Consider the following 17,537-nt stretch of genomic DNA (forward strand, 5'->3'; position numbering starts at 1 on the left):
TTTGTTAACATAATTGGTTTGCATTTGAGAATGCAACGTCCTTCACCAGACCTGAAGTTGGATATCATCTATGGATCAAAATCCGCAGTCACAGCTTAAATTACTTGTTATTAAAGGCAAGGAACAAGGCTATCTGACCTACGCCGAAGTAAACGACCACCTACCTGCAGAAATCGTGGATTCTGAACAGGTAGAAGACATCATTCAAATGATCAACGACATGGGTATCAAGGTAGTAGAAACTGCACCTGACGCTGATGATCTAGCACTTAATGATGACGATGCCAATATAGATGAAGATGCAGCTGAAGCTGCTGCTGCTGCGCTTTCAAGCGTAGAAAGCGAGATTGGCCGTACAACTGACCCAGTTCGTATGTACATGCGTGAAATGGGTACAGTTGAACTACTGACTCGTGAAGGCGAAATCGACATTGCGAAGCGTATTGAAGATGGTATCAATACCGTTCAATTATCTGTCGCTGAGTACCCAGGCACGATTCCATACATCTTGGAACAGTTTGACCGCGTACTCGCTGAAGAGATTCGCTTAACAGATCTAATCAATGGCTTTGTTGACCCAGACGACGATGGCACAGCTGCGCCAACGGCGACTCACATCGGTTCAGAACTTGCTAAAACTGATCTAGAAGACGAAGACAAAGAAGAAGCAGAAGACGACGAGGAAGAAGAAGAGGAAGATACAGGTATTGATCCTGAGCTTGCTCTTGAGAAGTTCACAGCACTTCGCACTAGCTACCAAAACCGTCAACTAGCAATCAATGAATACGGCCATGAAAGTCCGAAAGCCACACTTGCAACGACAATGATGCAAGACGTATTCAAAGAGTTCCGTCTAACGCCAAAACAGTTCGATTACCTAGTAAACGAACTGCGTACTTCAATGGATCGCGTACGTACTCAAGAACGCCTAATCATGCGTCAAACGGTTGAGTACGGCAAAATGCCGAAGAAATCTTTCATTGCTCTATTTACTGGTAATGAATCTAGCGAAGCATGGTTGGACGAAGTTCTTGCTTCAGACAAACCATACGCTGAAAAGATCAAACGTAACGAACACGACATCCGTCGTTCTATCCAAAAGCTGGATATAATCGAACGTGAAACGTCTCTTACTGTTCAAAGCATTAAAGATATCAGCCGTCGTATGTCTATCGGTGAAGCGAAAGCTCGTCGTGCGAAGAAAGAGATGGTTGAAGCGAACTTACGTCTAGTAATCTCGATTGCTAAGAAGTACACAAACCGTGGTCTACAATTCCTGGATCTAATCCAAGAAGGTAACATCGGTCTGATGAAAGCAGTAGATAAGTTTGAATACCGTCGTGGTTACAAGTTCTCTACTTACGCTACGTGGTGGATCCGTCAAGCAATCACTCGTTCGATTGCCGACCAAGCTCGTACTATCCGTATTCCGGTTCACATGATCGAAACGATCAACAAACTAAACCGTATCTCTCGTCAAATGCTACAAGAGATGGGTCGTGAACCACTTCCGGAAGAGTTGGCTGAGCGCATGCAAATGCCTGAAGACAAGATCCGTAAAGTACTGAAAATCGCTAAAGAGCCTATCTCAATGGAGACACCAATCGGTGACGACGAAGATTCGCACCTAGGTGATTTCATCGAGGATACAACGCTAGAACTGCCTTTAGACTCTGCAACGGCAACAAGCCTGCGCGGCGCAACTAAAGACGTTCTTGCAGGCCTAACTCCTCGTGAAGCGAAAGTACTGCGTATGCGTTTCGGTATCGACATGAACACTGACCACACTCTAGAAGAAGTGGGTAAGCAGTTCGACGTTACTCGTGAACGTATCCGTCAGATCGAAGCAAAAGCACTGCGAAAACTTCGTCACCCAAGCCGCTCAGAAACTCTGCGTAGCTTCCTAGACGAGTAATTACACGCTTTAGTGTGGTTAGCTTTTAAGCATAAAATAAAAAAGGTGAGCGTTGGCTCACCTTTTTTGTACCTGTATGATTTAAGTGGCTAAGATGTAAGCGGAATTGCCCCTCATAGTGTCTAGACACCAATGAATGCTTCCCCTATAATCTATGCCCTACGGCCCCTTAGCTCAGTGGTTAGAGCGCACGACTCATAATCGTTCGGTCCCCAGTTCAAATCTGGGAGGGGCCACCAAATTAGAAAAGCCAGAACAGTTCACACTGCTCTGGCTTTTTGCTTTTCTGAAGCTGTACAACTCACCGCTGTATTTCCTACAAATAACGAATTGTCCCACACGCAATTCCAATTCCCTCTCTGTGACTAAATATACTTTTCTTTTATAAAAAAATCGGCAATATGAGAGTACATAGATAATTCAATCGTTCAGGGAAGAAACATGAAAGACGAAACGCTCTCGATTCACTTCGGCTACGAAACTGATCCAACAACCAAATCAGTTGCGACCCCTATTTACCAAACCGTTGCTTACGAATTCGATGACGCACAACACGGTGCAGACCTGTTTAATCTTGCGGTGCCAGGTAATATCTACACTCGTATAATGAACCCAACCAATGATGTGTTGGAAAAGCGCATGGCAGCCTTAGAAGGTGGTATTGCAGGCTTAGTGGTGAGTGCAGGCAGCGCGGCGATCAACTACGCGATTCAAACGTTGGCACAAATCGGTGACAACATCGTTTCAACACCTCAGCTTTACGGCGGTACTTACACCCTATTTGCTCATATGCTACCAAACCAAGGGATCGAAGTTCGCTTTGCCAAAGACGACAAACCAGAAAGCTTAGCGGCACTGATCGATGAAAAAACCAAGGCGGTTTACTGCGAAAGTATCGGTAACCCAGCAGGCAATATTATCGACTTAGAACGTGTTGCTGAGCTTGCTCACGCACAAGGTGTACCTGTGATTGTCGATAACACGGTGGCGACACCTGTGTTGTGTAAACCTATCGATTTTGGTGCTGATATTGTGGTGCACTCACTCACCAAATACGTTGGTGGTCACGGAACAACATTGGGTGGCGTGATTGTCGACTCAGGCAAATTCCCATGGGCAGAGCACAAAGATCGCTTCCCAGTATTTAATCAGCCAGAACCTTCTTACCACGGTGTGGTGTATACCGAAGCCTTTGGCGAAGCCGCGTTTATTGGCCGCGCTCGAACGGTTCCACTACGTAATACAGGTGCAGCATTGTCACCAATGAATGCCTTCATGCTAATGCAAGGTCTAGAAACTTTATCGCTACGCATGGAGCGACACACAGAGAATGCACTGAAAGTAGCTAAGTACCTTCAGCAACATGAGAAAGTGAGTTGGGTGAACTACGCTGGTTTACCAACGTCTGAGTTCTATCCGCTGGCTGAGAAATACATGCAAGGTAAGCCGTCTGCCATTTTATCTTTTGGCTTGAAAGATGGTTATGAAGCCGGTGTTCGTTTCTATGATGCACTGCAAATATTCAAACGCTTGGTGAACATTGGCGATGCAAAATCTCTCGCTTGTCACCCTGCTTCTACAACACACCGTCAATTAAGCGAAGCGGAACAAAAGCAAGCAGGAGTGTCACCAGAGATGATTCGCCTCTCAGTAGGTATTGAACACATTGACGATATCTTGGCTGACCTAGAGCAAGCACTTAATGCTTAATGCCGTTAAAGCTAGATCTAACGCTAATCGTTAGCTAACAGACACAAAAAAGCCCATCACAGGATGGGCTTCTTATTATCTAATTTTCTTAGATAGGATGGCGATTACTCAACCGTAACCGCTTTCGCTAAGTTACGCGGTTGGTCAACGTCAGTACCTTTGATTAGCGCTACGTGGTAAGACAACAACTGCATCGGTACTGTGTAGTAGATAGGTGCTGTTACTTCACTTACGTGAGGCATCTTGATGATCTTCATGTTCTCATCGCTTTCAAAGCCTGCATCTTCATCTGCGAATACGTAAAGTAGACCGCCACGAGCACGTACTTCTTCAACGTTTGATTTCAGTTTCTCTAGCAAGTCGTTGCTTGGTGCAATAACGACGACTGGCATATCTGCATCGATAAGAGCCAAAGGACCGTGCTTAAGCTCACCAGCCGCGTATGCTTCTGCGTGGATGTAAGAGATCTCTTTCAGTTTAAGAGACGCTTCCATCGCGATTGGGTAGAACTCACCACGACCCAAGAATAGTGTGTGGTGCTTATCTGCAAAATCAGGTGCTAGCGCTTCGATCTCTTTATCAAACGCTAATGCTTTTTCAATATCAGCAGGCAGTTGATGCAGTGCTTGAACGATCTCAGCTTCTTTCTCTTCATTGATGCGACCTTGTAGACGACCAATTGACGTTACCATCATCAGCATAGCCGCTAGCTGTGTCGTGAAGGCTTTAGTTGAAGCAACGCCGATCTCAGTTCCTGCGCGAGTCATGAAGGCAAAATCAGATTCACGAACTAGCGAAGAACCCGCAACGTTACAGATAGTCATTGCCGACATGTAACCTTTTTCTTTTGCAAGACGAAGTGCAGCAAGCGTATCCGCCGTTTCACCAGACTGAGACAGAGTCACCAATAGGCTGTTCGGGCGAACAACGAAATCACGGTAACGGAATTCAGAGGCAATCTCTACGTCACAGCTTACGCCTGCTAGAGACTCAAACCAGTAACGAGCTGCCATGCCTGAGTTGTAAGACGTACCACATGCGATGATCTGCACGTGTTCTACCTTGCTTAGGATCTCTTCCGCTTTAACACCGATTGCATTAGTGATTACAGAAGTGTCAGAGATACGACCTTCCATTGTGTTGATCAGCGCTGTTGGCTGCTCAAAGATCTCTTTCTGCATGAAGTGACGGTATTGACCTTTATCACCTGCATCGTGTTCTGCGTTTGATTCAACGATTTCACGCTCTACACGCTCGCCCGCTACATCAAATACTGTTACATCACGACGAGTCACCTCAGCAACATCACCCTCTTCTAAGTACATGAAGCGACGAGTTACGCTTAATAGCGCTAGTTGGTCAGAAGCAAGGAAGTTCTCGCCCACACCAAAACCGATAACGATTGGGCTACCAGAACGAGCAACAACGATACGGCTAGGATCTTTACGATCAACCGCCACTGTGCCGTATGCACCGTCTAATTGTTTTGCTGTTTTTTGCAGAGCTTCAACCAAAGAAGCTGACGTGCGAAGTTCCCACTCAACAAGATGAGCGATAACTTCAGTATCCGTTTGTGAAGTAAACACATAACCACGCTCTTGAAGAAGAGCACGCAGTGCTTCGTGGTTTTCGATAATACCATTGTGTACAACAGCAATATCACCAGACATGTGTGGGTGTGCGTTTGCTTCAGAAGGCTCACCGTGTGTCGCCCAACGTGTATGAGCTATACCAGTACCGCCAATAACATGTTGTTGATCGACTGCGTCTGCTAGCTCTTGTACTTTACCAAGGCGGCGTACACGAGTTAGGTTAGATTCGCTATCAACTACAGCGACACCCGCTGAATCGTAGCCTCGGTATTCTAGGCGGCGAAGGCCTTCTACTAAAATTTCGGCTACATCACGCTGTGCTACTGCACCAACAATTCCACACATAGTTTCACTCCATCAATTTCGTTTTATTCCTATTGGCAGCAAGCAAAGGCCAGATCTTTATCAAGATCAATTATAGGAAGGTAAATGCATAATACTTAAATTTGTTTTTACGCTGGATCAGTCAAGATCACACGAACATCATGTGATTCGATACTTGCTTTGGATTCTTCGCCTAAGTCTGTATCGGTAATTAAGATGTCAATGTGCTCCCATGCCAGCTCTAAGTTCGGGATCTTTCGTCCCACCTTTTCCGACTCAACCATCACGATCACTTCTCGTGACACTTCAGCCATTACTTTACTTAGACCAACCAATTCATTGAACGTGGTCGTGCCTCTATCAAGGTCGATACCATCAGCCCCAATAAATAGTTGATCAAAATCGTAAGCACGAAGTACTGACTCTGCGACTTTGCCTTGGAAAGAATCCGAATGGGTATCCCAAGTGCCGCCGGTCATTAGCAGTGTTGGTTCGCTTTCCAACTCATTAAGTGCATTAGCAACGTGCAACGAGTTGGTCATCACAACCAAACCACGCTTGCTATTGAGCTGCTGAATTAGCGCCCCTGTCGTGCTACCGCTATCGATCACAATGCGATTATGGTCGCGAATTAAATCTGCCGCGGCTTTCGCTAATGAAATCTTTCGAGTCGAAACTTGTGGACCCAGCTCTTCGTTCACAACCTCTTTCGGTAATGAAATCGCACCACCATAACGGCGCAAAAGCTGACCGTTTTTCTCTAAAGACGCCAAGTCCTTTCTAATCGTGACCTCTGAGGTTTCGAACTTAGCGGATAATTCATCAACACTAACCTCCCCTTTTTCATTCACTAGGTTAGAAATTGCATGTCTTCTGAGCTGGGTGTTTCGTTTCGACATTTAAAAAAGGCCATTAAGTTTCGATGTGAAACATATTATAGTTACAACGAAACTATTTAGTCCATTTATTTTGATCCAAAAAATTAATAAATAGCGATAAAACCTTGTCCTAAGACAATTGTTAAGCAGTGATATTGAACTCATTAGGTGGTAGAATCCGCACCCGAAAAGAAAAAAAATTACAAAACTGACTGTTATTTTTTTGCAACTTACCGCCTATATAGTGGGGTAAGTCACAGAAAACCGATATTGAATCAAAATCTTTTGGTCATAAAATGACTAAAATTGATGAAAGACTTACAACTCTGAAGGACATATTGGAAGTCCCGCGCTTTTACACAACAGGCACAAAATGTTGATGTAGCGGACCAATCTTCAGAACTTAAATAAATTTCAAATTGTAACAATACTTACCGGAGAGTACCTTCCATGAAAAAGACCAAAATCGTATGTACGATTGGCCCTAAAACTGAATCTGTAGAGAAGCTAACTGAACTAGTAGATGCTGGCATGAACGTTATGCGTCTTAACTTCTCTCACGGTGATTTCGCAGAGCACGGCACTCGTATCGCGAACTTCCGTAAAGTAATGGAAAACAATGGTGAGCAACTTGCGATCCTTCTAGATACTAAAGGTCCAGAAATCCGTACTATCAAACTTGAAGATGGTAACGACGTAGATCTAGTAGCTGGTCAAGAGTTCACTTTCACAACTGACGCAACAGTTGTTGGTAACAAAGATGTAGTAGCAGTAACTTACCTAGGTTTCGCTAAGGACCTAACAGCAGGTAACACTATCCTTGTTGATGATGGCCTAATCGAAATGGAAGTTATCGCAACAACAGAAACTGAAGTTAAGTGTAAAGTTCTTAACAACGGTGCTCTAGGCGAAAACAAAGGTGTTAACCTTCCTGGCGTTTCTGTTCAACTTCCAGCTCTTTCTGAGAAAGACAAAGCTGACCTTAAGTTTGGTTGCGAGCAAGGCGTTGATTTCGTAGCTGCTTCTTTCATTCGTAAAGAAGAAGACGTTAAAGAAATCCGTGAGCTTCTAAACGCTAACGGCGGCGAGAACATCCACATCATTTCTAAGATTGAAAACCAAGAAGGTGTAGATAACTTCGATTCAATCCTTGAAGCTTCTGACGGCATCATGGTTGCTCGTGGTGACCTAGGTGTTGAAATCCCAGCTGAAGAAGTAATCTTCGCTCAGAAGATGATGATCGAGAAGTGTAACCGCGCACGTAAGATGGTTATCACTGCAACTCAAATGCTTGACTCTATGATCAGCAACCCACGTCCAACTCGTGCAGAAGCGGGTGACGTTGCGAACGCAATCATGGATGGTACTGATGCAGTAATGCTTTCTGGTGAAACTGCTAAAGGTAAGTACCCAGTTGAAGCTGTTACTATCATGGCTCAAATCGCGAACCGTACTGATTCAGCTCTTAAAGCTGAGCTAGGTTCTCGTCTAGACAGCCCACGTCTACGCATCACTGAAGCAGTATGTAAAGGCGCTGTAGACACAGCAGAGAAGCTAGCTGCTCCTCTAATCGTTGTTGCAACTGAAGGCGGTAAGTCTGCACGTTCAGTACGTAAGTACTTCCCAACTGCAAACATCCTTGCTTTAACAACTAACGAAAAGACAGCTGCACAGCTAGTTCTTACTAAAGGTGTTAAGCCAGTTCTTGTTGACTCTATCGAGAACACAGACGCGTTCTACATCAACGGTAAAGAAATCGCTCTACAATCTGGCCTAGGTAACAAAGGCGACATCGTAGTTATGGTTTCTGGTGCTCTAGTCGCTTCTGGTACTACAAACACAGCATCTGTTCACGTTCTATAAGAATGAACCGATTCGCATAAAATATAAAAGAGGGCTTCGGCCCTCTTTTTTTATGAAACAAAATCTTGCCTAACTTTTCAGTACGCTGTATTATCAATCACATTAGAACTACGTACTGTTAAACTCCAATAAACTCTTCCTAAGAAACGGATTAGCAGACTAGAAATCAAATATACGTGAGGTTTGTAATGTCTAGTCCTACGCTTACTGACAAAGTATCAAAGATGATTCGCCAAGATATTCTCAATGGTGAATTAACCCCAGGTAAAAAACTCGTTGTCGCTGATCTCAAAGCACGATACAACGTCGGCGCATCTCCAATTCGCGAAGCCTTAGTGCAGCTATCTTGGAGTAAATACGTAAAGCTAGAGCCACAAAAAGGCTGCTGGGTATCACCGGTATCAAAGAAAGAACTCAATGACCTATATGAAAGCCTTCGTGTTGTCTCTTCTGTTCTGCTTAAAAAGGCAATTTCAGCAGGCGATGAAAGCTGGGAACTGGAAGTATTAACCTCCTACCACAAGCTATCACGCATACAATATGTCTCAGAAGAGTTTGATTGTGTTGAGTGGGAAGAACGTCACCAGCAGTTTCATGCAGCGTTACTTGAAGGCGCAGACTCAGAGAACATGTTTAAGTTCTTTGATGATCTTATCAATCAAGTAAAACGCTACCGCTTCCTAGCGATGTCAGCGAAAAGCGCATCTGATGATCTGTTCAATATTGATGAGCATGAAATGATCATGAAGCTGGTACTTGCTAAAAATGTCGATCAAGCGACAGAACTATTGGATCAACACCTGTTAAGTTCAATGAAGCGAATTGAAGAAGTTATCGAAGCCGCATAATGTCAAGATAGATTCTAACCACATAAAAACGGAGCCTAATAGCTCCGTTTTTTATTTCCAGCATTACGGCTGAACTACCACCCAAAAAATTCTTTGTGATGAGTATTGAGTAGCACAACCATAGGTAAAAAATACAATGCACTCAGTTGAAAGCCAAGAACGGCTAATGTACCTATGGTTAACCTCACTAAAAAATCGACAAACATACCACGCCTCTTTCAATCAGACTGTATGGTTATCGTTCAGTTTAGTTCAAATCATCGAGAGCATTAGACTTTAGTCTAATCATATAAACTTTGTGGATAAACGATAGCGACTTCCAGAAAGCAAAAACGGCCCAAATTAAGGGCCGTTCGTATCAGTAAAATCGCTATCTTTTTCAAACGATTAAATGATCAATTTTAGCTTAAAAGCAGCTTTAAATCTTTCTTCGTTAGGCTTTCAACGCTCGTTCACCACGTGCGATGCCAACAACCCCACTTCGAGCCACTTCAAGTACTTCCGTTACTTCAGACAATGCCTGAATGAAAGCATCCAGTTTCTCGCTCGTACCCGCCATTTGAACCGTATATTGAGAAGCCGTCACATCAACAATCTGACCACGGAATATATCCGCTGTGCGTTTCACTTCAGCGCGAGCAAAGCCGCTAGCGCGTACTTTTACCATCAGAAGTTCACGCTCGATATGCTCAAGCTCAGACACTTCTTGTACCTTAAGTACGTCGATTAACTTGTGTAGCTGTTTTTGGATCTGCTCAAGCTGCATTTCGCTCGAGTTAGTGGTGACATTCAGACGAGAAAGCGTTGGATCATCCGTAGGGGATACATTCAAAGACTCGATGTTGTAGCCACGCTGAGAAAACAAGCCAACCACACGAGATAGTGCACCTGGTTGGTTTTCCATTAATAGTGAAAGGATGTGTCTCATATTATGTTCTCTCCGTTTTGCTTAGCCACATGTTATCCATACCCTCGCCTTTGATCTGCATTGGGTATACGTGCTCGGTGTCATCCACACTAATATCGACAAATACCAAACGGTCTTTCATCGCCAGTGCTTTTTCCAAACCTGATTCCAATTCATCCGGAGATGAAATACGCATGCCAACGTGGCCATAAGCCTCAGCGATAGCAGCAAAATCAGGAACAGAGTCCATATATGAATTAGAGTAACGACCTTGATAAACAATGTCTTGCCACTGTTTTACCATGCCTAAGAAACGGTTGTTAAGATTAATAATCTTAACGGGGATATTGTATTGCAGCGCAGTCGACAGCTCTTGGATATTCATTTGAATACTGCCGTCACCAGTAACAATCACAACTTCTTCATCAGGTTTCGCAAACTTAACGCCCATACCAGCTGGTAAGCCAAAGCCCATCGTACCTAGACCACCAGAGTTAATCCAACGGCGTGGCTTGTCAAACGGGTAGTACAAAGCAGCAAACATTTGGTGCTGACCAACATCCGAAGCAACATAGGCATCACCATTGGTTACTTTATGCAGTGTTTCAATAACTTGTTGTGGCTTAATTCGACCCGACGTTTTGTCATACGCTAAGCAGTCACGTTCTTGCCACTGTTTAATTTCACTCCACCAGCTTTCCATCGCTTCTGCATCGTTAGTTCCACCTTGCTCAATAAGCAGGTTAACCATGCTTTCTAGTACTTTTTCCGCTGAACCTACAATCGGAAGATCCACTTTAACGTTCTTAGAGATAGAAGATGGATCGATATCAATGTGCATGATCTTCGCATCAGGACAGTATTTATCTAGGTTATTGGTCGTTCGATCATCGAAACGTACGCCAATACCAAAGATCAAGTCCGCATTGTGCATCGCCATATTGGCTTCATACAAACCATGCATGCCCAACATACCCAAAGAGTTCTTATGAGTACCAGGGAAAGCGCCAAGCCCCATTAGGGTACTTACCACGGGTAAATTCAGTGCCTCTGCTAATTTTAACAGCGGCTTATCTGCCTCAGAAATAACCGCACCACCACCGACATAAAGTACCGGTTTCTTCGCTTCAAGAAGGGCTTTTAGCGCCTTTTTGATCTGACCTTTATGACCCGTAACCGTTGGGTTATATGAACGCATTTTGATCGTTTCTGGGTATTCATAAGGAAGCTTAATTTGTGGGTTTAAAATGTCTTTTGGCAGGTCAATAACCACAGGACCTGGACGTCCTGTCGTTGAAATATAGAATGCTTTTTTAACGACTTCAGGGATATCTTCCGCTTTCTTAACGAGGAAGCTGTGTTTAACGATCGGGCGTGATACACCAACGATGTCACACTCTTGGAAGGCGTCGTTACCAATAAGGTTATTTGGTACGTTACCAGAAATAACAATCATTGGGATTGAGTCCATGTAGGCTGTTGCAATACCAGTAACGGTATTGGTCGCACCTGGACCAGAACACACAAGTACTACACCCGGCTTACCGGTAGAACGAGTATAGCCATCTGCCATGTGGGTAGCGGCTTGTTCGTGTCGTACTAATACGTGTTTAATTTCAGCAGTTTTAGCATGCAGCGCATCGTAGATATCAAGTACAGAACCACCTGGATAACCAAAGATTTGTTCTACACCCTCTTCAATTAGAGACTGCACCACCATCTCAGCGCCGGATAACATTTCAGCGCCGGATGACATAGCTGTTTCAGGTTTTGTTGTCATATTGCTCTCCTCACCAGTTTCCAATCACATTTGGTGAACATGTTGGGCTGGTTTTTCATAGTCTAGGGCTTATTCGTAGCCTAATTCGAAATACTTCCACTTTTTCGGCTATGGCTGTCTGTAGTGATAACAACAAACAGTAATACGAAACAACTTTAACGCTTTATTATCATCTGGTCTAACGCCTGTTATTCGGCAACTGTGCCAAAAAACCAACTATTAGCTCAAAGCATCAAATAAAACCCAATACAGGCTTTTGCACTAGGCTTAAACACTGCTTACTTGATAAAAAAAAGCACTTAATATTTCAACAGATCGCTATTTATCGATAAACAGCGAGCTTGTTGGTGTGCGCTTTCGCACATTGTGCTGTGTCATTAGATACAAAAAATCCCCCTAAAAATGCAATCACATTCGTAGGGGGATTTTTAAACAACTGAAAATTTATCTAAACAGAAAACTACTTATCTTTAGGTTTTTCGTTGTACATTTCTTCGATTTCGTCTTGATACTTATCGTTAATAACCTTACGACGCAGTTTCTGGGTCGGTGTTAGCTCACCATCATCCATAGAAAATGCTTTTGGCAGCAACTTAAACTTCTTCACTTGCTCAAACTTCGCTAGCTCTTGTTGTAAGTCATTCACACGCTTCTCTAGCATCTCTACTATTTGGTGATTTTTAACAAGTTCCACACGGTCATGATATTTGATATTAAGCTCTTTGGCATACTCTTCTAGCGAGTCATAACAAGGAACAATCAGTGCAGAAACGAATTTGCGCGTATCAGCGATAACAGCAATCTGCTCGATAAAGTGATCTTTACCAATTGCGCCTTCAACCACTTGCGGTGCAATGTACTTACCGCCAGAAGTCTTCATTAATTCTTTGATGCGATCAGTAATGAATAGATTACCATTTTCATCAAAATGACCCGCATCACCCGTTTTCAGGAAACCATGCTCGTCAAATGTCTTAGCTGTCTCTTCTGGCATCTTGTAGTAGCCACGCATCACCATTGGGCCACGAACAAGGATCTCATCCTTAGCGCCAATTTTCACTTCAGCGCCCGGCATCGACATACCGATCGAATCAGGGTTAAAACAACGGTCATCCCAGCACGATACTGTTGCCGTGGTTTCTGTCATGCCGTAGCCAAGTTTTACATTGATACCAATCGCGTGGAAGAAGCGACCAATGGTTTCATCAAGCTTCGCGCCACCACATGGCATGAAGTTGATGTTACCACCTAACAGAGCTCGCAGTTTAGATAACACAAGCTTGTCAGCAAGCGCATGGCTCTTCTTCAGCATGAATGATGGTGTACGACCTTCTTGATGACAAACAGAAAGCTTCGCGCCCATGTTCACCGCCCAAGTAAAGAGTACTTTACGAATAAACGGTGCTTTAGATACTTTCTCGTGAATCGCTGAGAAAATCTTCTCGTAGAAGCGAGGAACAGCAGACATAACCGTTGGTTTAACACCACTCAATGCATCACGAACTTGCATGGTGTCTTGCAAATAGCAGTTGGTTGCGCCTTTATAAAGGACATAGAAAGTCCAAGCGCGCTCAAATACATGTGATAGAGGTAAGAAACACAATGAGACGTCGTCTTTGCTTAAGCTGAGACGCTCATCATGGCCTTTTAGTTGATAGCCAACATTAGTGTAATCAAGCATTACACCTTTAGGCTGGCCCGTTGTACCAGAGGTATAGATAAGCGTCAGTAAGTCATCCATGCTGGCATCCGCAAGACGAACATCAAGCTCAGCTCGCTGCTCTTCAACACCACGAGCCATGAACTCTTTCCAAGAGACGGCAAAGCGATGTCCTTGCAGATCGATATCATCAGACATCGCCACAACAACTTCTAGCTGTTCACACTCTTCAAAAAGGCTAACCGCCGCATCAAATTGAGCTTGCTCACCAACGAATAAGATCTTCACATCCGCATTTTGGATAATGTAAGAAGACTGTGCCGCTGTGTTGGTTGGGTAGATTGGTACCGTTACAAGACGCGCTTGTAAGGATGCGAAGTCAGCCACAGTCCACTGAGGCATATTGTTCGAGAAGATACCGATCTTATCCTGAACTCTCAATCCTTGAGCCAATAGCGCTAATGAAAGCGTATCGATTTGTTGTCCAAATTGTTCCCAGCTAATACCTTGCCATACATTGCCTACTTTGTGCTTCAAAGCTGTACGGTTGCCACCTTGGGCAATTTGGTCACGAAGTCTTTTTACGATATGAAAATCTAAATTGGCCATCTCTTTACCTTTGGCTTACACCTGTAAGCTTTTTTGAGCGCACAAGTGTACCTCTGATCATGGAAAAGGCAACTGATGAAGCTCAAAGTTATAAGTAATAGTACGTCTCACGCTAAGTTTTCTATCAACAAAAATAGCAGGTACAAAAAAACCCTAAGCTAGACTCCTAGCTTAGGGCTTATAAATCATAGGAATTAGTGTCTAGTTAAGCGCCACTACTTCGCCACAGATCATCATTAACTGATCTCGTAACCAGATGTGTCCTTTGTCCTTTTCACTTGATTCGTGCCAGCTAAGGAAGCCAGAAATCGCCGCATTATCGAATGGGAAATCTAGAATCTGAAGCTGATCTTTGTTTGCTGCATGTTCTACCATCCAACGAGGAGCTATCGTCACAAGTTCAGATTGACCAACAACGTAAAGTACGTTGCTTAAGCTCGTACCTTCGTAGAAAGGTGTGCAATCGAGGTCACGGTAAGCTTGCTCAGAGAAGCTACGTTGACCATGGATGCGAGACAGTTTAGCGTGCTTTTCGTTAAGCAACTCTGCCGCTGAAACTTCACCGTTGATGCGTGGGTGAGAAGCAGAAGCGACCACAACCAATTCATCTTGGAAGATTTCAGTGCTTGAGAAACCTTGCTCATCAAAACGCGAGTAATCAATAACGAAGTCAATTTCTTGGTAACGCATGCGCTCAGAAAGTTGACGGTCAAATTCCGCATCCATGTGCAGATTAACGCTAGGTGCTTGGTCGTTGATTGTCGACATAATCTTAGGTGCAAAACGCATGTCGCAAGGGCTACAAATTGCAAGTTTGAACAGACGAGAAGACGACTCTGGAGAGAATACAGAACTTGGTAATTCGTTGCGTACTAACTGCAGCGCTTGGCGGATTGGGCCAAACAACTGACGAGCACGTTGAGTCGGTTGAATACCACGACCTTGACGCATGAATAGCTCGTCGTTGAACATTACTTTCAAACGAGCAACAGCATTACTTACCGCTGGTTGAGACATGCCCAGATTATGAGCTGCACGTGTAATATTTTGCTCTTGCATAACTGCATCAAATACAGTCAAAAGATTTAAGTCGACTCCACGAAGTGTGCTTTCCATTCTGTAGCTTGCAATTGCACTCATTGCGTCTTTTTTCTCTAACATTCAAGTTGCCTCTTGTCGGTTCGACAGGGTTAAATTGGTAATGGTGTGGGAATAGATAACCACTAATTCTTATATTTATCAGACCGATGTTTTTCGGATTGCCATTACTATTAACCAATAAATCTCGAGCTACCAACAAGATTGATAAAGAATAATTTAATTTTACCTTAATGATTAAACAACACCTAAAAATCAGTTGCTTATGGAGTTATAAAAAAACATAAAATGCGTCACTTATGAGTTTCATTTCGACTTATTTAGCCGTCCTATCGTTTTGGTTACATTTGTTACAAATTATTGAACTCGTGAATCGTTCAGCTAGGCAATTCAGAAATAACAATTATGGGTTAAGTGAGTGATGCATAACTAGGAAAATCTACCTTGTCCCAAAGTTGCTTTCTCAAGTCATCTTGGTTGGACCATTTGCCCGCCAAAATCCACTCAACAAGTGCACTTGCCACGTCAGGGTAAGTGACCCTTTCTGCCTGCTTTTCACCGAGCCAACTACGCAAGATAGCCGCGTCTAAAAAACTCATGGTTTGAGCCAACCCGAGCGCTTCAAGCGTCGCCACATTACTTTGTTGTTCGAACTGTCCCTCAAGAGGCTTAAGAAGCAACTTCTTACCTAAAGTTAAGGCTTCAGATGGCAATTCAAAACCGCCGTTGGCCACCACACCAGAGCACTGATTGAGATCGAATTGGAAGCCTGCATGACTGAGTGGTTTGAACTCAATATTTTCGACTCGGCTATACTCAATCACATTCGGGTGATAACAGACAAAGTGATGAGAAACAAACTTCATCAACAACTCAGAGATCGCATCAAGATCCTCAAATGGTAGATAAACCAAGGTGAAGTCTTGTGTTGCTTTCGCTCGCTCATCACACGCTGGCGTGTGAACGATAGGTGGCAATATTGGCTGTTCAAAGTGATACCAGTGCAAACCAATAGAGTGCTCAGTTGGGGCGAAATGTTGAATCACGGAATGTTCAATCCAGTTGCCCCCTTCTTTAGGTACATCATAGCGGAACGCATTCTGGTGGCTTATACCAATACATGGCACACCTTGCCTCTTAGCCGCCCATGCCGTCACAGGTTCAAAATCATTAAGCACTAAGTCATAAGGCGCAAGATCGATCTGGTTAACCTCGCGGAGAAATCGCCAGATGTTGTTCTTGATGAATGTCTTGCCGTATTTAACCTTCCCTTGCTCGCTGTAAAAAGTTAAACCGCTGCGGGTCTGATAGTTGCCAAACGCTTCCATCGAAAAGAATTTACTCTCGTCTCGCCCAGAGAACAGAAAGTCGACATCAATATTTTGCTGACGAAAAGCGACGGCCATTGCTCTCGCTCTAGCGATGTGCCCATTTCCTGTGCCCTGTACGCCATATAAAATTTTCATTCAGGTTCCTTGAAGATTAATAATTCGAGCTCTGCTGTCTTTGCCTGTGTCTTTTTAATATGAACAACAGAACAAACAGCCATACGACTAAGCGCTATAAAATGAAGTAAATGGCTAGGCTTGTGCACGCTATACCTAGCGCTGCGCCAATCAGTACGTCCGTTAAAAAGTGCACACCGAGTAGGATTCGAGAGCCTGCAATCGCTGTCGCCCAAATCAAGCTAAAGAGATAGAGACTTGGATAAAAATGTCCGATTAGAGTCGCCATAACAAATGCAGCAGCGGAGTGCCCAGATGGCAGGCTGTATTTATCTGATGGCACAATGTGAGAGTGAAGCAATGAAGAGAATTCAGCGGGTCTGCGGCGCTTTAGGGTGTTTTTGGCTAACCAATAAATCGGTAGCTCTATCGCAAAAGCGGCTAGACCAACCATTAAAAATTCACGACCTGTGTAGCCATCAGCTAACAGCGCAATCAGAGCGATCAACACATATAGATGACCATCCCCGGTATGAGACACCGCTTTACTCAATGTTGCATGTTGCCCGCTATAACGGTTCTTCAAACAGAAAACAGAAAATGCCACATCCCAGCGGACAATCGGTTCGATAGTACGCATACGATCTCCTTAACAATCCTTATTCAGTTAAGGCTCAAGGTATGCCCCTGAAATGACAGTTAGGTGACGTTTTGAATGAACTAAAATGAATTTTGAAGCGAATAAACCGCTTTCACTAAGCAAGCTGATGGGAGCCAAGAAGCTGCCGATAAAAATAAAGCGACCCAAGGCCGCTTTATTCTTCTATGTTTTTGCTTCTTTATATAAGCAAACAAACGCTACTTCTAGCGTGCTAAAAGTTATAGAGCTTGCAAATAATTAAGTGCTA

At 43.8% G+C, this 17,537-nt stretch carries 13 protein-coding genes and 1 tRNA gene; 6 read left to right on the top strand and 8 right to left on the bottom strand.

Annotated features, from left to right (window positions below):
• Positions 1 to 70: 70 nt before the first annotated feature.
• The 3 genes from rpoD (at position 71) to ACED53_RS05815 (ending at position 3,625) form a co-directional block, all read left to right on the top strand.
• Positions 71 to 1,915, top strand: coding sequence for an RNA polymerase sigma factor RpoD (rpoD, locus tag ACED53_RS05805; protein WP_009847799.1), 1,845 nt, complete (start codon positions 71 to 73; stop codon positions 1,913 to 1,915).
• A gap of 163 nt (positions 1,916 to 2,078) precedes the next feature.
• Positions 2,079 to 2,154, top strand: a tRNA-Ile gene (locus tag ACED53_RS05810).
• 202 nt (positions 2,155 to 2,356) lie between these two features.
• Positions 2,357 to 3,625, top strand: coding sequence for an O-acetylhomoserine aminocarboxypropyltransferase/cysteine synthase family protein (locus ACED53_RS05815; RefSeq protein ID WP_017100429.1), 1,269 nt, complete (start codon positions 2,357 to 2,359; stop codon positions 3,623 to 3,625).
• 104 nt (positions 3,626 to 3,729) lie between these two features.
• Here the strand turns inward: ACED53_RS05815 and glmS are convergent, their stop codons facing one another.
• Positions 3,730 to 5,562 carry a glutamine--fructose-6-phosphate transaminase (isomerizing) gene (gene glmS, locus ACED53_RS05820; protein ID WP_017098929.1) on the bottom strand — a complete coding sequence of 611 codons (1,833 nt, stop codon included), beginning with the start codon at positions 5,560 to 5,562 and terminating at the stop codon, positions 3,730 to 3,732.
• Positions 5,563 to 5,669: 107 nt separating this feature from the next.
• Positions 5,670 to 6,440 (bottom strand): DeoR/GlpR family DNA-binding transcription regulator, encoded by a 771-nt coding sequence (locus tag ACED53_RS05825; protein WP_004736011.1) that lies wholly within the window; start codon positions 6,438 to 6,440, stop codon positions 5,670 to 5,672.
• 429 nt (positions 6,441 to 6,869) lie between these two features.
• Here ACED53_RS05825 and pykF point away from each other — a divergent pair, with 429 nt between their 5' ends.
• Complete coding sequence (gene pykF / locus ACED53_RS05830) at positions 6,870 to 8,282, top strand: pyruvate kinase PykF (RefSeq protein WP_012603178.1); 1,413 nt, start codon at positions 6,870 to 6,872, stop codon at positions 8,280 to 8,282.
• A gap of 188 nt (positions 8,283 to 8,470) precedes the next feature.
• Positions 8,471 to 9,130, top strand: coding sequence for a GntR family transcriptional regulator (locus tag ACED53_RS05835; protein WP_009847805.1), 660 nt, complete (start codon positions 8,471 to 8,473; stop codon positions 9,128 to 9,130).
• A gap of 433 nt (positions 9,131 to 9,563) precedes the next feature.
• Here the strand turns inward: ACED53_RS05835 and ilvN are convergent, their stop codons facing one another.
• The 6 genes from ilvN to ACED53_RS05865 all read right to left on the bottom strand — a co-directional run bounded on the left by ilvN (position 9,564) and on the right by ACED53_RS05865 (position 17,269).
• Positions 9,564 to 10,058 (bottom strand): acetolactate synthase small subunit, encoded by a 495-nt coding sequence (gene ilvN, locus ACED53_RS05840; RefSeq protein ID WP_004735875.1) that lies wholly within the window; start codon positions 10,056 to 10,058, stop codon positions 9,564 to 9,566.
• 1 nt (position 10,059) lies between these two features.
• Positions 10,060 to 11,817, bottom strand: coding sequence for an acetolactate synthase 3 large subunit (locus tag ACED53_RS05845; protein WP_009847808.1), 1,758 nt, complete (start codon positions 11,815 to 11,817; stop codon positions 10,060 to 10,062).
• A 460-nt stretch (positions 11,818 to 12,277) separates the two neighbouring features.
• On the bottom strand, positions 12,278 to 14,086 hold the full coding sequence (locus ACED53_RS05850; protein WP_017098923.1) for a long-chain fatty acid--CoA ligase: 1,809 nt from the start codon (positions 14,084 to 14,086) through the stop codon (positions 12,278 to 12,280).
• Positions 14,087 to 14,287: 201 nt separating this feature from the next.
• A complete protein-coding gene (gene leuO / locus ACED53_RS05855; RefSeq protein ID WP_017100430.1) occupies positions 14,288 to 15,247 on the bottom strand; it encodes a transcriptional regulator LeuO in 960 nt (319 codons plus the stop codon).
• Between the two features lie 347 nt (positions 15,248 to 15,594).
• Positions 15,595 to 16,650: an MJ1255/VC2487 family glycosyltransferase gene (locus tag ACED53_RS05860; RefSeq protein ID WP_017100431.1), complete on the bottom strand. Its 1,056-nt coding sequence runs from the start codon at positions 16,648 to 16,650 to the stop codon at positions 15,595 to 15,597.
• Positions 16,651 to 16,744: 94 nt separating this feature from the next.
• Positions 16,745 to 17,269, bottom strand: coding sequence for a phosphatase PAP2 family protein (locus ACED53_RS05865; RefSeq protein WP_012603172.1), 525 nt, complete (start codon positions 17,267 to 17,269; stop codon positions 16,745 to 16,747).
• Positions 17,270 to 17,354: 85 nt separating this feature from the next.
• Between ACED53_RS05865 and ACED53_RS05870 the strand changes: the two genes are divergently transcribed.
• Positions 17,355 to 17,531, top strand: a complete 177-nt coding sequence (locus tag ACED53_RS05870; protein WP_017100432.1) for a hypothetical protein — start codon at positions 17,355 to 17,357, stop codon at positions 17,529 to 17,531.
• The last annotated feature ends 6 nt before the right edge of the window (positions 17,532 to 17,537 follow it).

Origin of the sequence: Vibrio sp. 1F169 (assembly GCF_041439605.1) — a bacterium.
GTDB lineage: Bacteria > Pseudomonadota > Gammaproteobacteria > Enterobacterales > Vibrionaceae > Vibrio > Vibrio tasmaniensis_A.

Bases quoted from the DNA above. Each gene is read 5' to 3' on its own strand.
- ACED53_RS05825 (WP_004736011.1), bottom strand. From the start codon at position 6,440: ATGTCGAAACGAAACACCCAGCTCAGAAGACATGCAATTTCTAACCTA.
- ACED53_RS05835 (WP_009847805.1), top strand. From the start codon at position 8,471: ATGTCTAGTCCTACGCTTACTGACAAAGTATCAAAGATGATTCGCCAA.
- ACED53_RS05845 (WP_009847808.1), bottom strand. From the start codon at position 11,817: ATGACAACAAAACCTGAAACAGCTATGTCATCCGGCGCTGAAATGTTA.
- rpoD (WP_009847799.1), top strand. From the start codon at position 71: ATGGATCAAAATCCGCAGTCACAGCTTAAATTACTTGTTATTAAAGGC.
- pykF (WP_012603178.1), top strand. From the start codon at position 6,870: ATGAAAAAGACCAAAATCGTATGTACGATTGGCCCTAAAACTGAATCT.
- ilvN (WP_004735875.1), bottom strand. From the start codon at position 10,058: ATGAGACACATCCTTTCACTATTAATGGAAAACCAACCAGGTGCACTA.
- ACED53_RS05870 (WP_017100432.1), top strand. From the start codon at position 17,355: ATGAATTTTGAAGCGAATAAACCGCTTTCACTAAGCAAGCTGATGGGA.
- ACED53_RS05860 (WP_017100431.1), bottom strand. From the start codon at position 16,650: ATGAAAATTTTATATGGCGTACAGGGCACAGGAAATGGGCACATCGCT.
- ACED53_RS05865 (WP_012603172.1), bottom strand. From the start codon at position 17,269: ATGCGTACTATCGAACCGATTGTCCGCTGGGATGTGGCATTTTCTGTT.
- glmS (WP_017098929.1), bottom strand. From the start codon at position 5,562: ATGTGTGGAATTGTTGGTGCAGTAGCACAGCGTGATGTAGCCGAAATT.
- ACED53_RS05815 (WP_017100429.1), top strand. From the start codon at position 2,357: ATGAAAGACGAAACGCTCTCGATTCACTTCGGCTACGAAACTGATCCA.
- ACED53_RS05850 (WP_017098923.1), bottom strand. From the start codon at position 14,086: ATGGCCAATTTAGATTTTCATATCGTAAAAAGACTTCGTGACCAAATT.
- leuO (WP_017100430.1), bottom strand. From the start codon at position 15,247: ATGTTAGAGAAAAAAGACGCAATGAGTGCAATTGCAAGCTACAGAATG.